The 14,703-nt window shown below is 60.9% G+C and carries 15 protein-coding genes; 11 read left to right on the top strand and 4 right to left on the bottom strand.

The window, feature by feature from the left end:
* Positions 1-162: 162 nt before the first annotated feature.
* The 4 genes from cobJ to cobG are packed head-to-tail and all read right to left on the bottom strand — an operon-like array spanning position 163 to position 4,544.
* Positions 163-1,872: a precorrin-3B C(17)-methyltransferase gene (gene cobJ, locus ACGJAX_RS09060; protein ID WP_390958482.1), complete on the bottom strand. Its 1,710-nt coding sequence runs from the start codon at positions 1,870-1,872 to the stop codon at positions 163-165.
* Positions 1,872-2,603 carry a precorrin-2 C(20)-methyltransferase gene (locus tag ACGJAX_RS09055; protein WP_090328675.1) on the bottom strand — a complete coding sequence of 244 codons (732 nt, stop codon included), beginning with the start codon at positions 2,601-2,603 and terminating at the stop codon, positions 1,872-1,874. Before ACGJAX_RS09055 ends, cobJ begins: the two co-directional genes overlap by 1 nt.
* On the bottom strand, positions 2,603-3,229 hold the full coding sequence (locus tag ACGJAX_RS09050; RefSeq protein ID WP_247257153.1) for a precorrin-8X methylmutase: 627 nt from the start codon (positions 3,227-3,229) through the stop codon (positions 2,603-2,605). The genes ACGJAX_RS09055 and ACGJAX_RS09050 overlap by 1 nt, the downstream gene beginning before the upstream one ends.
* Positions 3,222-4,544 (bottom strand): precorrin-3B synthase, encoded by a 1,323-nt coding sequence (cobG, locus tag ACGJAX_RS09045; RefSeq protein ID WP_390958480.1) that lies wholly within the window; start codon positions 4,542-4,544, stop codon positions 3,222-3,224. Before cobG ends, ACGJAX_RS09050 begins: the two co-directional genes overlap by 8 nt.
* Before the next feature lie 285 nt (positions 4,545-4,829).
* Between cobG and ACGJAX_RS09040 the strand changes: the two genes are divergently transcribed.
* The 11 genes from ACGJAX_RS09040 (at position 4,830) to ACGJAX_RS08990 (ending at position 14,669) form a co-directional block, all read left to right on the top strand.
* The gene (locus tag ACGJAX_RS09040) at positions 4,830-5,480 is read left to right on the top strand and encodes a hypothetical protein (protein ID WP_390958478.1); all 651 of its coding nucleotides are present in this window, start codon (positions 4,830-4,832) and stop codon (positions 5,478-5,480) included.
* Between the two features lie 164 nt (positions 5,481-5,644).
* Positions 5,645-6,856, top strand: coding sequence for a precorrin-6y C5,15-methyltransferase (decarboxylating) subunit CbiE (gene cbiE, locus ACGJAX_RS09035; RefSeq protein ID WP_390958476.1), 1,212 nt, complete (start codon positions 5,645-5,647; stop codon positions 6,854-6,856).
* Positions 6,849-7,946, top strand: a complete 1,098-nt coding sequence (locus ACGJAX_RS09030; RefSeq protein ID WP_090328663.1) for a cobalt-precorrin-5B (C(1))-methyltransferase — start codon at positions 6,849-6,851, stop codon at positions 7,944-7,946. The genes cbiE and ACGJAX_RS09030 overlap by 8 nt, the downstream gene beginning before the upstream one ends.
* Positions 7,943-8,671 carry a cobalt-precorrin-6A reductase gene (locus ACGJAX_RS09025; protein WP_390958474.1) on the top strand — a complete coding sequence of 243 codons (729 nt, stop codon included), beginning with the start codon at positions 7,943-7,945 and terminating at the stop codon, positions 8,669-8,671. Before ACGJAX_RS09030 ends, ACGJAX_RS09025 begins: the two co-directional genes overlap by 4 nt.
* Before the next feature lie 194 nt (positions 8,672-8,865).
* A complete protein-coding gene (locus tag ACGJAX_RS09020; RefSeq protein WP_390958472.1) occupies positions 8,866-9,168 on the top strand; it encodes a type II toxin-antitoxin system RelE/ParE family toxin in 303 nt (100 codons plus the stop codon).
* A 3-nt stretch (positions 9,169-9,171) separates the two neighbouring features.
* Positions 9,172-9,462, top strand: coding sequence for an addiction module antidote protein (locus ACGJAX_RS09015; protein ID WP_390958470.1), 291 nt, complete (start codon positions 9,172-9,174; stop codon positions 9,460-9,462).
* Between the two features lie 100 nt (positions 9,463-9,562).
* Positions 9,563-9,961 carry a DUF2946 family protein gene (locus ACGJAX_RS09010; protein WP_390958468.1) on the top strand — a complete coding sequence of 133 codons (399 nt, stop codon included), beginning with the start codon at positions 9,563-9,565 and terminating at the stop codon, positions 9,959-9,961.
* A 48-nt stretch (positions 9,962-10,009) separates the two neighbouring features.
* Entirely contained in the window at positions 10,010-10,489 is a 480-nt protein-coding gene (locus ACGJAX_RS09005; RefSeq protein WP_090328654.1) for a copper chaperone PCu(A)C, read from the top strand.
* A gap of 21 nt (positions 10,490-10,510) precedes the next feature.
* Complete coding sequence (locus tag ACGJAX_RS09000; protein ID WP_390958466.1) at positions 10,511-10,957, top strand: DUF2946 family protein; 447 nt, start codon at positions 10,511-10,513, stop codon at positions 10,955-10,957.
* A 108-nt stretch (positions 10,958-11,065) separates the two neighbouring features.
* Positions 11,066-13,183 carry a TonB-dependent copper receptor gene (locus ACGJAX_RS08995; protein WP_390958464.1) on the top strand — a complete coding sequence of 706 codons (2,118 nt, stop codon included), beginning with the start codon at positions 11,066-11,068 and terminating at the stop codon, positions 13,181-13,183.
* 106 nt (positions 13,184-13,289) lie between these two features.
* Positions 13,290-14,669: a PepSY domain-containing protein gene (locus ACGJAX_RS08990; RefSeq protein ID WP_390958462.1), complete on the top strand. Its 1,380-nt coding sequence runs from the start codon at positions 13,290-13,292 to the stop codon at positions 14,667-14,669.
* Positions 14,670-14,703: the final 34 nt, after the last annotated feature.

Raw genomic sequence — 14,703 nt, 5'->3', positions numbered from 1 at the left:
CCAAAACAAAATACAACATATGTAGCGCACCCCCATCAATCACGCGCACGACACAATAAAATCACCCTCCAAAGAAAAGCGCACAAAAAAACAACCAGACCGTCGTCAAACAAGAGTTCGGACGATCTGGTGTTATTCGATACGCAAGAAATTAAGCAGTGGTTATCGGGGAGGATTGAGCTTATCGCCATAGCTGCGCGGCGTGTACACCCAGGTACTACCATCCGGGCGAGGAATCACACGAGTCGTCGAAGAGCCAATGAGCACCATCGTCCGCATGTCCACTTGATCGGCAGTCAACTGCCCGAGTGTCGTCACTCGCAAGGTCTGACCTGGGCGACCGATATCGCGCCCCAGCACTACCGGCGTATCAGGTGTGCGATGCCTGGCGACAATGTCCAGTGCCAGGCCCAGTTGCCAAGGGCGCGAGCGCGAGATCGGGTTGTAGAACGCCAGGGCGAGGTCAGCCTGGGCCGACAGATCCAGGCGCTTTTCGATGATTGACCAGGGCTTGAGGTTGTCCGACAGCGACAATACGCAGAAGTCATGACCCAGCGGTGCGCCTGCTTGTGCAGCAGTTGCCAGCGACGCGGAAACACCCGGCAGGATCTCGAGATCGACGTTGTGCCAATTGACGTCCGTGGACTCGTCGAGCGCTTCCAGCACCGCCGCCGCCATGGCAAAAACACCCGGATCGCCGGACGACACCACCACCACCGACCGCCCTTGGGCAGCCAGTTCAAAGGCATGGCGCGCACGCTGCATTTCTTCACGGTTGTCCGTGCAATGCAGCACTTGATCAGCCCGGAATGGCCCGGCCATGCGTACGTAGGTTTCGTAACCCAACACATCATTGGCGCGCGCCAGTTCGGCCTTCACCGCCGGCACCATCAGCTCGGCCGCACCCGGCCCCAGACCGATCACTGCCAGGCGTCCACGAGTTCGGCCGATCTGCAGCGGGTCCAATGGCTGTTCGGCGACCGCTACGCTGATGGTCTCATCGCCAATAATGGAAACAGCCTGCCCGATGGCATCGCGGGCCAGCTCACCAAGCGATCCAACAGCGCTGGCAAAACGCAAGTGTACGCCCAATTCGCGTGCGGCCTCACGCAGTGTCGGATCAGCCATTTCCGTGTCGGCAGCCAACAGGCAAGCCAGCGATTGCCGGGCAATGTTGGCCTGATGCAAAACATCACCAATCACCTTCGGCAAATCCGCAACACCAGGTCCGACCGCAACCACTACGCAACGTGGGTAGATCAGCAGTTCATTAGCCGCCGTCGCACGCTCGGCATGGCCGACATGAACAGTCAGTCGCGCCTGCTCATCCTCAGGCAACTGCGCCTGCGCCAGCCAGGGCGCCGAACCTTCGATGCGAACCGATTCACCGGCCAGCAAGTCGGAGACAAAACGTTTGCCCAGCTCCAGGTCGCCCAAGGCATAACCGCTGGGTGGATTAAGCAGGCAAGTGCCAAAACGCAGTTCGCCACTGGTGGTGATCGCAGGCGCCACATCGAGATGAGCCGCAATCTCGCGCGCCAACACATTCACCCCGCCCAGGCCGCCGAGCAGAGGCACCACCGCGCTGCCGTCCTCGGCAACCGCCAGTACGGGGGGCTCGGCGCCTTTTTCCAGCAGCAACGGCGCCAGCGTACGAATCACGATACCGGCGGCGCACAGCGCAATGATCGGCGTGCCCTGTTGATAAAGCTCGCGCAGGGTCACACCGAACTCATGGTAAACGCGGTCTGCGCCGTCCACCCTTGCGCTCAGGCCGTGAATCAACGCACCAGGATAAAGCGTCTGAATACTGCGCGCGGTCGCGAGGCTGCCATTGCCGAGAATGACGATCGCCGGAACAGGTCGGATCATCAGCCTTGCCACCTTTCACCGGGAACGATAATCAGCGAGAAGTAGGGCGAGGACATTGGCTCGACCTCGTCCAGCGGCACAATTTTCTGGTTGGCCATGGTCGCGCGTTCGACGTACAGCGCGCGCTCAGCCAGACCGAGTTCTTCCAGCACCTGACGAACCTTGGGGAAATTGCGCCCCAGCTTCATGATTACTGCAGCATCGGCGTCGGCCAGACGACGCTTGAGTTCTTCGTGTGGCAGCACGCCGGACAATACCGACAAGCTCTGATTGCGATACACCAGCGGCGCACCGAGCACCGATGCCCCGCCGAGCATCGAGCACACGCCCGGCACGACTTCAGCGTCATAACGCTCGGCCAGACGGTCATGCAGGTACATGTAAGAGCCGTAGAAGAACGGATCGCCTTCGCAGATCACCGCCACATCGCGCCCCGCATCCAGATGCGTGGCCAATTGCTCACTGGCGGCATCGTAGAAATCGCTGATCACTTGCTCGTACGACAGCGGCGCCGGCAGTGCCTCGGTAGTCACCGGGTAAATCAGCGGCAGCAGGGTTTGCGCGTCCTGCAAATGGGCCTCGATGATACCGAAGGCATTGCCCTTCTTGCCCTTGGCGACGAAATACGCCACCACTGGCGATTCACGCAGCAGGCGCAGCGCCTTGACGGTAATCAGCTCGGGATCACCCGGGCCGACGCCAAGGCCGATCAAACGTCCGGTTTGCTGCATTATTCGATCTCCGTGGCGAGGGCATTGACGGCAGCGGCGGCCATGGCACTGCCACCCAGCCGACCTTGCATGATGACGAAAGGCACGCCGCGACTGTCAGCCGCCAGCATCGCCTTGGATTCGGCGGCGCCGACGAAGCCCACCGGGAAGCCGAGGATCAGCGCCGGTTTCGGGGCCCCGGCGTCGAGCATTTCCAGCAGATAGAACAGCGCAGTCGGCGCATTACCGATCACCACCACACTGCCTTCCAGATGCGGGCGCCACAGCTCGAGGGCTGCTGCGGAGCGCGTGTTGCCCAACTCACGGGCCAGCTCGGGCACGCTTTCATCGCGCAGGGTGCAAATGACCGGGTTGTTCGCCGGCAAGCGTGCACGGGTCACGCCTTCGGACACCATGCGCGCATCACACAGGATCGGCGCACCGGCCGCCAGCGCATCGCGCCCGGCCTTGCCCGCCCCATCGGAAAACTGCAAACCGTCGATGGCCTCGACCATGCCACAGGCGTGAATCACCCGTACCGCGAGTTTTTCCAGATCGGCCGGGATTCGCGCGAGGTTGGCCTCGGCGCGAATGATCGCGAAGGAGTTGCGATAGATCTCCTGACCGTCGCGGATGTAATCAAGCATCAAGGGGGCTCCGTGAGCGGGCGTCGAGCAAGGCGCCGACCGCGTCGATAGTAAGGTTGCGTGCGTGCAAGGCGCCGAATCCCGGCTGCGCTGCATCGCGAAAATAGAGGTCGTAATGACCGGGAGTAACCGCCAGCAAAGTGACCGGAGCAATATGCGCGGCAGCACAGGAGCGTGAGCAACCGCTCAGGTGCACATTCGGCACATGCCCATAGCGTTGCAACAAAGCGGCCAGTTGCAACGCGTCAGCCTTGGTGTCGGCCAGGCCTTTGCCGCAGCCGCTTGAGCCTGTGCAGGCGATCAATCGGGACAACGGTTGGCCGGCTTCGCACAACAGCCCAAGCTGCTCAAGGTGGCGAATGACCTTCGCGACCTGTCCATGCTGGACATTGGGCAACAAGAGACTTTGCCATGGCGTGAAACGCAGGCTCGCGTCGCCGAATTTTTCGGCCAGTTCGGCTGCGCCTCTGAGCATCGTCGGGTCAAGCCGTCCCAGTGGCGGAACCGCGCCAACGTAAGACAGGCCCGCATCGGCCTGAGGATGAGCGCCGATGTGCAGCGCCTCTGTCACCGAGGCGCGACGCCAACCTGCAACGGCTTTGATGGGCACACGTTCGCTCAGTCGGCGCAGAAAGTCTTCGGTCGGGTACTCGGCCAGCAAATGGCGCATTCGCGTTTGTTCCGCACGCGCCAGCTCCAGGAACAAGTCGAGCGTCGCAACGACCAGGCGGTGGCCATCGGCAAGGGCGACCGCACCGGCGGGGGAATCCGTGGGGCATCCCGCGAGGCCAAACGCCAACCAGGGTTCGCCGTCTCGTTCATAGGCCGACAGCCACAGATCATGGGGATGTTCGAGCATCGCCAGGCCTTCGCCGCCGTCGAGTTGCACGGCAAACTTGGCGCTGAGGTCGTGGAAACGTTCGTCTTGCTGCACCGTGGCAAGAATCTGCTGCGCCAGCGCACGCGTGTCGACCAGCATCAGCCGGTCGATCCCGGCGCTCGGGCTGAGCATCAGGTTACGCACATCATCGCCAGCCGCGCTTTGAGGCCCCAGGCCTGCGGCCAGCAACGCATCGATCAATGCCGTTTGTTCGTGGCCAATTCCGCGAATCTGCAGATTGGCGCGATTGGTCGCCTCAATCACCCCACTGGCATGTTGCTCGGCAGCATCAGCCACAGCGATCGCCTGCCGTGCCTGGATGGAGCCACCACTGAGTTTGATCCGGCAGATACCACCGTCCAGTGCCTGGACGACCCGCAACAACCCGGGACAAGCCGAAGGGCGCAAAAGGGTGCGTGTCTGATGTGGATTCACAGGATGACCGGTACGAGATGAAGGGCAGCATTATGCCTGCTTTGTCTGGCCGGATGAAAAGCCAACGCAGATTGACGACGAAAAGCGATCCCGGGTCCAGGTTGCGTCGATTCAAGCCTGTATTGCCCGTGGGCATTCAATCAGGAAACAACACCACGAAAATGCTTAACAGCAAGAATCAAATTTATAACCCACGCTCATTTCATCCACAGATAAATTTTTGCAGCTTCATTAACGATTGAAGCCAAATTTCAAAACACACCCACTACATCCAAGGAACAGAACATGGTTATGGAAAACCCCTACGGAACATTGACCGGCCCCAACCTGATTTCATGCATCAGTGAACTCTCACCATACGACTACGATGACTTTACTTCTTGCACACAAATAGCCACCCACTCCGCCGACCTGGTCGGCAGTCGTTTTACTGATTCGGCAAAATGGTTGGATGAGTATGTCGTAACCCTGAATTTTTTTGGCTGGTCTGTCTTTCAGGACAGCATCTTCACTCGCACGCGATACGAAATCTCGACAAGCATCGCAGACTTTCTGGTTCGGAGCGCACAAACCATGCCCGATTCCCGGCAGGGGAACGCGATGATCGATACCCTCGACGCATTAAAGCCCGACAAGCCGGCAATCGCTTCACTGGATAAAGAAAGCCTTAATGGCAAGCGACTTCAGGTTATCCCCGCGCGGTATGATTCAAAAGGGTTTCTTGAGATTGCAGTATTCAGTCTGGAATTGGTAGCTCACTTAAAAAAGAACAACTTCATATTCTGGAACTGGGAAGAGCAGACTGCAAAAATCATCCAGCATCGAGCCCTTCTTAAACTGGATAAAAGAATACTCGAGAGCAAAAGATCGCTGATTGCGAAAAAGTTGCTCGATATCAGAATGAAGCGGTTCGACCTGAGAAAGCGTCAGCAATAAATTAAACATTACACCCTCCCGTCGAGACCGCTGTCACCGCCAACAACGATTTCGCACGTCGCCACAGGCGAATGCAATCGCCGCCGCGTTATGATGCGCAACCCGCGTGAGTCGATACAGACCGCGCGGAGCGATTTGGCTTCGGTTTACAGAAGAGGAACGGCATGGCCCCCTGGCTGACGGTAGTAGGCATCGGTGAAGACGGTTTCAAGGGACTGGGCAAGAATGCCCGGCACGCCCTGTTGCGAGCCTCACGGATCTTCGGCGGCCAGCGGCACCTTGACCTGCTACCTGCGTGCATTGGTGGCGAGCGCCAAAGCTGGCCGAGCCCGTTTTCCATCGAGCCCGTACTGGCCCTGCGCGGTCAGTCCGTCTGTGTACTCGCCAGTGGCGATCCGATGTTTTTCGGGGTCGGCGCCAGTCTCAGCCGACAACTGACCAGCGATGACATGCAGATTCTGCCGGCGCCCTCCTCTTGCTCGCTCGCCGCCGCCCGAATGGGTTGGCCCTTGCAGGAGGTCGTCACGTTATCGGTGGTGGCCCGTCCCGTCGCCGCGATCAACGCGCAATTGTTCAGCGGCGTGCGCTTGCTGGTCCTGAGTAACGACGGTGGCAGCCCCGCCGCCATTGCCGCGCTGCTGCGTGAGCGCGGATTTGGCCCGAGTCGCCTCACCGTGCTGGAACACTTGGGCGGTGCTGCGGAACGGCGGATCGACGGTATTGCCAGCGAGTGGAGCGATCCCGCGATTGCCGACTTGAACCTGATCGCCATCGACTGCATCGCCGAATCCGGTACACCGCGCCTGTCACGATTGGCCGGTTTGCCGGACTCGGCGTTCAAACATGACGGCCAACTGACCAAGCGCGATGTACGCGCGATCACGCTCGCACGCCTGGCTCCGGTTCCCGGTGAACTCTTGTGGGATGTCGGTGCCGGCAGCGGTTCGATCGGCATCGAGTGGATGCGCGCCCATCCGAGTTGCCGCGCGTTGGCCATCGAAGCCGACGAGGGACGGCAACAGTTGATCGAACACAACCGCGATGCCCTCGGCGTGCCCGGCCTGCAACTGATTCGTGGCAGCGCTCCGCAAGCCCTGAGCGGACTGGAACGACCGGACGCGGTTTTCATCGGAGGCGGCGTGACGCGCGAAGGTGTCCTCGACACCTGCTGGGCGGCCCTCAAACCCGGCGGGCGGCTGATCGCCAATGCCGTCACGCTGCAAAGTGAAATGACCCTGATGGCCTGGCGTGACCAGCACGGCGGAGAACTGACGCGTATTCATATCGCTCAGGCGCAACCGCTGGGCGACTTCGATACCTGGCGCCAGGCGTTGCCGATCACCTTGCTGGATATGACGAAGCCTTTCGATGCGTGACGAAACCGCCGAACAACCCGCCCCCCTGCGCAGTGGCCTGACCACGGGCAGTTGCGCGACTGCCACCAGCCTTGCGGCGGCTCGCCTGCTGCTCAGCGGTGTGAGCTCGGATGCCGTGGAGATCATTCTGCCCAAAGGCAAGCAGGTGCAGATGCGCCTGGAGTTTTGTCGCCTTGCCGATGACGGCGCCGAAGCGGGCACCATCAAGGACGCGGGCGATGACCCCGATGTGACCCATGGTGCCTTGCTCTTTTCCCGGGTCCGCCTTGTCGGCGAACCGGGCGTCAGTTTCAAGGCCGGTCGCGGCGTCGGCACCGTCACACGTCCGGGGCTGGTGCTGGCCGTCGGCGAGCCGGCGATCAACCCGGTGCCGCGCAAGATGATCACCGATCACCTGACCCGACTGGCCGATGAGTTCGGCTACGGCGGCGGTTTCGAGGTCACGGTGAACGTCGAGGGTGGCGAGGCACTGGCGCTGAAAACCATGAACCCGCGCCTGGGGATTCTTGGCGGTTTGTCGATCCTCGGCACCAGCGGCATCGTCCGGCCTTTTTCTTGCGCGGCGTACATTGCCTCGATCCATCAGGGCATCGACGTCGCCAGGACCAACGGTTACCTGCACATCGCCGCGTGCACCGGCAACGCCAGCGAAGACACCATGCGCCGGGTCTACAACCTGCCGGAAATTGCCCTGATCGAAATGGGTGATTTCGTCGGCGCCGTGCTCAAACACCTGCGTAAAGTACCGGTGGAAAAACTCAGTCTTTGTGGCGGCTTCGGCAAGATCAGCAAGCTGGCGGCCGGGCACATGGACCTGCACAGTCGGCATTCGAGCATCGACCTGCCACAACTGGCCGAATGGGCGGCAGCGGTGGGCGCTGATGCGGCGTTGCAGCAGGGCATCCGCGAAGCCAACACCAGCCAACAAGCGTTGGCCATGGCCAGCGCTGCCGGGATCGCCCTCGGCGATGCGGTATGCCAGCACGCCCTGGAATTTGCCCGCAGCGTGGTGCCGGCGCAGGTTCAGGTCGAAGTGTTCGCCATCGATCGCCAGGGCGGGATCGTCGGCCATGCGGGAGCCTTCCAATGAAACGCCTGCTGTTGCTCGGAGGCGTCACCGAGGCTCTGGCGATTGCCCGAACCTTGGGCCCACAACACATCTACAGCCTGGCCGGTGTCGGTCGGGTGCCGACGGACCTGACTTGCCAGGTCCGCGTCGGAGGCTATGGCGGTGCCGAAGGCCTGGCGCAGTTTATCCGCGATCAAAGAATTGATCTGCTGCTCGACGCCACCCATCCCTACGCCGCCCGGATCAGCCAAAACGCCGCGACCGCCGCCCACTTGAGTGGCATTGCCTGCTGGGCGCTACGGCGTCCGGCATGGCAACCCCAGCCCGGGGATGACTGGCGTGAAGTCAGCGACTGGGCTGAATTGATCGAGGCACTCAAACCCTTCCGGCGACCGCTGTTCACCCTTGGACGCGAACCCTTGCAGCACCTGGACGAAATCCCTGCGGATCAATTCTGGACCCTGCGCGCACTGGATGTTTGCCCCGGCAACGAACGCTGCGAAGTCATCGGTGCCCGCGGACCGTTCCAGATCGACGATGAACGTGAGTTGTTCGAACGCCGGCAGATCGACGTACTGATCAGCAAGAACAGCGGCAGCACCGCCACCGAACCGAAGCTGGAAGTGGCGCGGGAGCGCGGGGTGCCTGTGCTGGTGTTGAAACGGCCGGTGTTGCCGGGGGTTGAGCGGGAGTTTGATTCGGTCGGGCAATTACTTGAAGCCTTGTCACTGTCAGACCATTCCTAAGATCTGCAAAAAACTGCGAATTTGCCGGCAAAATTCCAGGAAGAAGCTGGCTGTTACTCCAAATCGCTTCACCCCTATATTCGGATTCCTCTAAATCGATCAAGTCAACAGAGTAGCCACTCAAGAGGACACCCGGATTCATCCTCAGAAAGGCGCTGCTTGCCAGCTTGTATCCCAAGGAATACGATCCAGACATGATCGAATTTGAACGATCCCGAGCGTTTGCCGATTGGCTCGACTCATTGAAAGACACCATCGGCAAGGCTCGCATCATCGCAAGACTCCGGGCGGCTCAGCATGGAAACTTTGGTGATTGCATGCCAATAGGCGCGGCGGTTCATGAAATGCGCGTACACCATGGCCCCGGTTACAGGATCTACTTCACCCGTAGGGGGCAAGTGGTTTATTTGCTACTGGTAGGCGGTGATAAATCGACTCAAAAACGAGATATCAAACGTGCCATTCAAATGGCGCAAAACATCGGTAATGAGGAGTAAATCATGACCGAACAATTCACCCGTTTCGATGCCGCGGAATTTCTCAAGTCGCCGGAAGAAATGGCCGCCTATCTGGATGCCTGCTTTGAAGAAGATGCAGGTGACGGTGTACTGATCCGCGCGGCACTTAACGACATAGCCCGCGCGCAAGGCATGACACAAGTGGCCCGTGAAGCAGGGTTAGGTCGTGAGAGCCTATACAAGGCGTTGAGCAGCACTGGCAATCCAGAATTCGCGACTATCATGAAGGTCATGAAAGCGCTGGGTATGCGTTTGCATGCTGTTGCGATCTGATCTCACATGCGACACCAAACCGCACGCAGCCTTTTTACTTATCGGCCCTGATCAGGCTAAATAGCCCGCGCCTGATCGCCCACCCAACCGGATTTGTCCCATGTCCCGACAACGGCTCGCAATTGCCTGGATAGCCTGCTTCGCAGTGCTGTTCAACATGCTTGCCATGCCGATGTCCGGAGCGATGGCGCAGGCGGCCAAAACGCCTGCCGAACAAGTGTTGTGGGGCAGTTTCTGTTCGTCCAGCGGCACCAAAATGGTGGCGATCTCTCTGGGCAAGATTGAGCAGAAGGCGCCGCAAGGCGACGAACACTCCAATATGCAGCATTGCTGGTGCTGCTCCGGTTCCGCGCCGCTGGTGGCGCTGCCCGGGCATGAACCGCAGCTGTATTTCGCCAGTTTCGAATCCAATCGGAGCTTGCCTCTCTCTTCCCTCAACACCCCGACGCCGCGCCAGCAATGGCCAAGCCTCAACCCCCGCGCATCCCCTCTGGTGTGATTCCTTCTCGCAATTGAACTGCGTTTCGAATCGTTCCGGAGAACTGCCATGTTGAACAAACTCATCGTTCTGGCGGCTTTACTGCTGCCTGCCTGCTTTGCCAATGCCCACGAATACAAGGTTGGCGAATTGGAAATCGCTCACCCCTGGTCGCAGGAATTGCCACCCAACGCACCGACCGTTGCGGCGTACTTCGTGATTCACAACGAAGGCAAAACTGCAGACCGTCTGCTCAGCGCCGATACCCCCATTGCAGGCGAAGCTCAACTGCATGAGCACGTGATGCAAAACGACGTGATGAAAATGCAGCACGTACCCAGCGTGGAAATCCCCGCTGGCGGCGAGGTCACGTTTGCGCCGATGGCCTATCACGTGATGCTGCTGAACCTGAAAGACCGCAGCCTGCTCACTGACGGCAAACGCTTTCCGATGACCCTGCACTTCGAGAAGGCCGGTGACGTGAAGGTCGACGTCGCGGTGCAGAAGCAGGCGCCGGATGGCATGCAAGCACACGCGCATACCCCGTAATCGCCTGAGCTGAAAACGCCCATGCGCCTGCTTAGCGCCAGGCCATCCAGACCACGTCGTCAGCCATTGAGCCTGACACGTGGCAGCTGGATCAGCCTGTTCGCCATGTTGATGATTTTCATCGGCCCGCTGATTTCTCAGTCGATGCCGATGGATTCGCGCGCGGCCATGTCAATGAGCATGTCCATGGACATGAGCATGGATATGTCGGCAATGGAGCATGCCGACCACGGTGCGCAATCCGCTGCCGAGCACTGCCCGCCGCAAGCCGGGCATCATGTCCTCTGGGAAAAATGCGGCTATTGCAGCCTGCTGTTCAACTGCCCGGCGCTCACCGTTGGCGTGTCATTCGCCGCATTCGACACCCCGCCCGTCAATACTTTCACCCCACCTTCCCCACGCCTGGGCCATGCCCGGCAAACCGTCTTCCCCGGCGCCCGCACCCGCGCCCCGCCCGTCGTCGCGTAAACACCCACCACTGATTTCACACGGTCCGCCAGACAACCGAAGCTCGGTCCCACAGGGATTGCGCAGGCTGTCGGCCGTGTCGTTTACGACTGTTCGATGGAAATTGTCATGTCCAGGTTTTCTGCTGACTCACACTTGAGCCCTGCCCAGGCTTCTTTTGCCCTGAACGAATCCAGCATTCGTTTCAGGCACGCCACCGCCATCCTATGCGGCGCCCTTCTGGCGCCGGTAGCACTGGCCGATGAACACGCAGGTCTTGGCGAAGAACTGAGCCCGACGGTCATCACCGCCGTTGCGCCGAGTTCCCCGCTGACCGTCGTCACCAACCCCAAGGACCCGCGCCAACCGGTGCCGGCCAGTGACGGTGCCGACTACCTGAAAACCATCCCGGGATTCGCCATGGTGCGCAATGGCGGCACCAACGGCGACCCGGTCCTGCGCGGCATGTTCGGCTCACGACTGAACATCCTCACCGACGGCGGCATGATGCTCGGCGCCTGCCCTGGCCGGATGGATGCGCCCACCTCGTACATTTCACCGCAAACCTACGACAAGCTGACCGTCATCAAAGGCCCGCAAACCGTGCTCTGGGGGCCCGGCGCGTCGGCTGGCACCATCCTGTTCGACCGAGAGCCGGAAAGCTTCGGCGAACTCGGTACCCGGGTGAATGCCAGTGTGCTGGCCGGTTCCAATGGCCGGTTCGACAAGCTGGTGGACGCCGCTGCAGGCGGGCCACTGGGGTACGTGCGAGTGATCGGCAACACCGCACACGCCGATGATTATCAGGACGGCAACAACGACACCGTCGCGTCGCGCTACGACAAATGGAATGGCGACGTCGCGGTCGGCTGGACCCCGGACGCCGACACCTTGCTGGAACTGACCGCCGGCAAGGGCGACGGCGAGGCCCGTTACGCCGGGCGCGGCATGGACGGTTCGCAGTTCAAGCGCGAAAGCCTCGGCCTGCGCTTCGAGAAGTCGAACATCAGCGATGTGCTGGAAAAGCTCGAAGCGCAGGTCTACTACAACTACGCCGACCACGTGATGGACAACTACACCCTGCGCACGCCATCCGGCACCGGCATGATGGCCGGCCCCATGGCGGCCAACGTCGACCGTCGCACCCTTGGCGCCCGCATCAAGGCCACCTGGCACTGGGCCGACGTGCAGTTGATCAGCGGCATCGACGCACAGACCAGCGAACACCGCGAACGCAGCGCCATGGGCGTCGACACCTACCAGGACCTGCCCTACACCAAGGACGCCGCCTTCCATAATTACGGGATGTTCGGTGAGCTGACCTGGTATGCCGCCGAGCGTGACCGCTTGATCAGCGGCGCACGCCTGGACCGTGCCTCGGCCAAGGATTACCGGCAGACCATTGGTTCGGGAATGATGACCCTGCCCAACCCGACGGCCAACGACACCCGCGCCGACACATTGCCCAGCGGCTTCATTCGCTATGAACACGACCTGGCGGACAGCCCGACCACGCTGTACGCGGGCCTGGGGCACACCCAGCGTTTCCCGGATTACTGGGAGCTGTTTTCGCCAGACTCCGGTCCTGCCGGTTCGGTGAATGCCTTCGACTCGATCAAACCGGAGAAAACCACCCAGCTCGACGTCGGCCTGCAATACAGGACCGAAGAGCTCGAAGCCTGGGCCTCGGCTTACGTCGGCCAGGTGCGCGATTACATCCTGTTCGACTACACGCCCGGCATGATGGGCACCACCTCGCAAGCCGAGAACATCGACGCGCGAATCATGGGCGGTGAATTGGGCGCGGCCTACCAGCTCACCGACCACTGGAAAGTCGATGCGACCCTGGCCTACGCCTGGGGCAAGAACAGCAGCGATGGCAGTGCGTTGCCGCAGATGCCGCCGCTGGACGCACGTTTCGGCCTGACTTACAGCCAGGACAATTGGAGCGCCGGAGCACTGTGGCGAGTGGTCGCCGCGCAAAACCGCATCGACCAGAACAAAGGCAACGTCGTCGGCAAGGACTTCGACAAGACCCCGGGATTCGGCGTGTTCTCGCTCAATGGCGCCTACCGGATCAACCAGCACTGGAAGGTCAGCAGCGGCGTCGACAACCTGTTTGGCAAGGCCTACGCCGAACACCTGAACCTGGCTGGCAATGCCGGTTTCGGCTACCCGGCCAATGACCCGCAAGCCATCAAGGAACCGGGGCGAACGCTCTGGACCCGAGTGGACATGAGTTTCTAACCCTCGAGGGCAACCCGCTCCCTCTGTGGGAGCGAGCTTGCTCGCGATCGGTTGCACGGCAACTGCACCAGACAACTAAAAGATCCAGCCAAGCGGAGCACACACGATGAAACAGCCCAAAGTGAATTTCTACAACCTGGCCTGGCGTTGGCATTTCTATGCCGGCCTGTTCGTTGCCCCCTTCATGGTGATGCTGGCCCTGACCGGCACCATTTACCTGTTCAAGCCGCAACTCGATTCATTGATGTACAGCAGCCTGCTCAATGTCCCCGCCGGCCATCACACGGTCCCGGCCGATGACCTGCTCAAGCGCGTGAAGGATGCGTATCCACAGGGCACCATCAAGCAGTACCTGCCACCGGTCAACGCCGAACGCAGCGCTCAGTTTGTCGTGCTCAATGGCGGCAATGAACTGAATGTGTTCGTCGACCCGTACCACGGCGACATCCTTGGCGAGCAAGATGCCAAGAAGAACCTGCAAGCCATCGCCCGTGCGATTCATGGCGAGCTGATGATCGGCACCGTGGGTGATCGACTCATCGAACTGGCGGCCGGATGGGGCGTGATGCTGGTGGTGTCCGGCGTGTTCCTGTGGTGGCCGCGCGGCCAGGCGGCGGGGATTTTGTGGCCACGCCTGAACAGTCGCGGACGGGTGCTGTGGCGTGACCTGCATGCCGTCACCGGGTTCTGGGGCGCTTCGTTGCTGCTGGTGATGCTGCTCAGCGGCATGACCTGGACCGGATTCTGGGGCAAGCAATACGCCGAAGTGTGGAACGTGTTCCCGGCCGCGATGTGGGACAACGTGCCCAAGTCCGACGTCGAGGCGCGCAGCCTCAACAGCGCCACGCGCCAGACCGTGCCTTGGGCCATGGAAAACACGCCGATGCCGATGTCCGGCGACCATGCCGAACACATGGCCCACGGTGATGCGCACACCGGCCCTGCGGCGCCGACCATCAGCCTGCAAGACGTGCAGGACATCGCCGTGCAACGCGAGGTCGAACCCGGTTACAGCATCACCTTGCCGACCACCGCCACGGGTGTGTTCACCATCGCCGTGTTCGCCGATGACCCGCGCAATGACGCCACCCTGCATGTCGATCAGTACAATGGCAAAGTCCTCGCCGACGTGCGCTTCGAACAGTACGGCGCCGTCGCCCGCGCCACGGAAATCGGCGTGATGCTGCACGAAGGCAAGATGTTCGGGGTGTTCAATCAGATCGTCGTGCTGCTGATCTGCCTGATGATCCTGCTCAGCGCCGTCAGCGGCGTGGTGATCTGGTGGAAGCGCCGCCCGCAAGGCAAGTTCGGCGTGCCGCCACTGCGTCACGACCTGCCGAAATGGAAAACCGCGATGGTCATCATGTTCGCATTGGCCGTGGCGTTTCCGTTGGTGGGTGCATCGCTGGTGGTGGTCTGGGTGCTGGATCGCGTGCTGTTTTCGCGCCTGGGCCGGCAAACTGAATCGGCCTCATCTTCATCTTGAGGCCGGCGAGATGCGCGGGGTTGTCAGCACTGTA

It is taken from the genome of Pseudomonas moorei (assembly GCF_042846945.1).
GTDB lineage: Bacteria > Pseudomonadota > Gammaproteobacteria > Pseudomonadales > Pseudomonadaceae > Aquipseudomonas > Aquipseudomonas moorei.
The sequence above is the reverse complement of the archived record's forward strand: the minus strand, read 5'-3'. Positions and strand labels throughout refer to the sequence as shown.

Coding starts and splice junctions, on each gene's coding strand:
- ACGJAX_RS09055 (WP_090328675.1), bottom strand. CDS start 2,603: ATGCAGCAAACCGGACGTTTGATCGGCCTTGGCGTCGGCCCGGGTGAT.
- ACGJAX_RS09005 (WP_090328654.1), top strand. CDS start 10,010: ATGTTGAACAAACTCATCGTTCTGGCGGCTTTACTGCTGCCTGCCTGC.
- cbiE (WP_390958476.1), top strand. CDS start 5,645: ATGGCCCCCTGGCTGACGGTAGTAGGCATCGGTGAAGACGGTTTCAAG.
- ACGJAX_RS08990 (WP_390958462.1), top strand. CDS start 13,290: ATGAAACAGCCCAAAGTGAATTTCTACAACCTGGCCTGGCGTTGGCAT.
- ACGJAX_RS09025 (WP_390958474.1), top strand. CDS start 7,943: ATGAAACGCCTGCTGTTGCTCGGAGGCGTCACCGAGGCTCTGGCGATT.
- ACGJAX_RS09000 (WP_390958466.1), top strand. CDS start 10,511: ATGCGCCTGCTTAGCGCCAGGCCATCCAGACCACGTCGTCAGCCATTG.
- ACGJAX_RS08995 (WP_390958464.1), top strand. CDS start 11,066: ATGTCCAGGTTTTCTGCTGACTCACACTTGAGCCCTGCCCAGGCTTCT.
- ACGJAX_RS09050 (WP_247257153.1), bottom strand. CDS start 3,229: ATGCTTGATTACATCCGCGACGGTCAGGAGATCTATCGCAACTCCTTC.
- ACGJAX_RS09030 (WP_090328663.1), top strand. CDS start 6,849: ATGCGTGACGAAACCGCCGAACAACCCGCCCCCCTGCGCAGTGGCCTG.
- cobJ (WP_390958482.1), bottom strand. CDS start 1,872: ATGATCCGACCTGTTCCGGCGATCGTCATTCTCGGCAATGGCAGCCTC.
- ACGJAX_RS09040 (WP_390958478.1), top strand. CDS start 4,830: ATGGTTATGGAAAACCCCTACGGAACATTGACCGGCCCCAACCTGATT.
- ACGJAX_RS09020 (WP_390958472.1), top strand. CDS start 8,866: ATGATCGAATTTGAACGATCCCGAGCGTTTGCCGATTGGCTCGACTCA.
- ACGJAX_RS09015 (WP_390958470.1), top strand. CDS start 9,172: ATGACCGAACAATTCACCCGTTTCGATGCCGCGGAATTTCTCAAGTCG.
- ACGJAX_RS09010 (WP_390958468.1), top strand. CDS start 9,563: ATGTCCCGACAACGGCTCGCAATTGCCTGGATAGCCTGCTTCGCAGTG.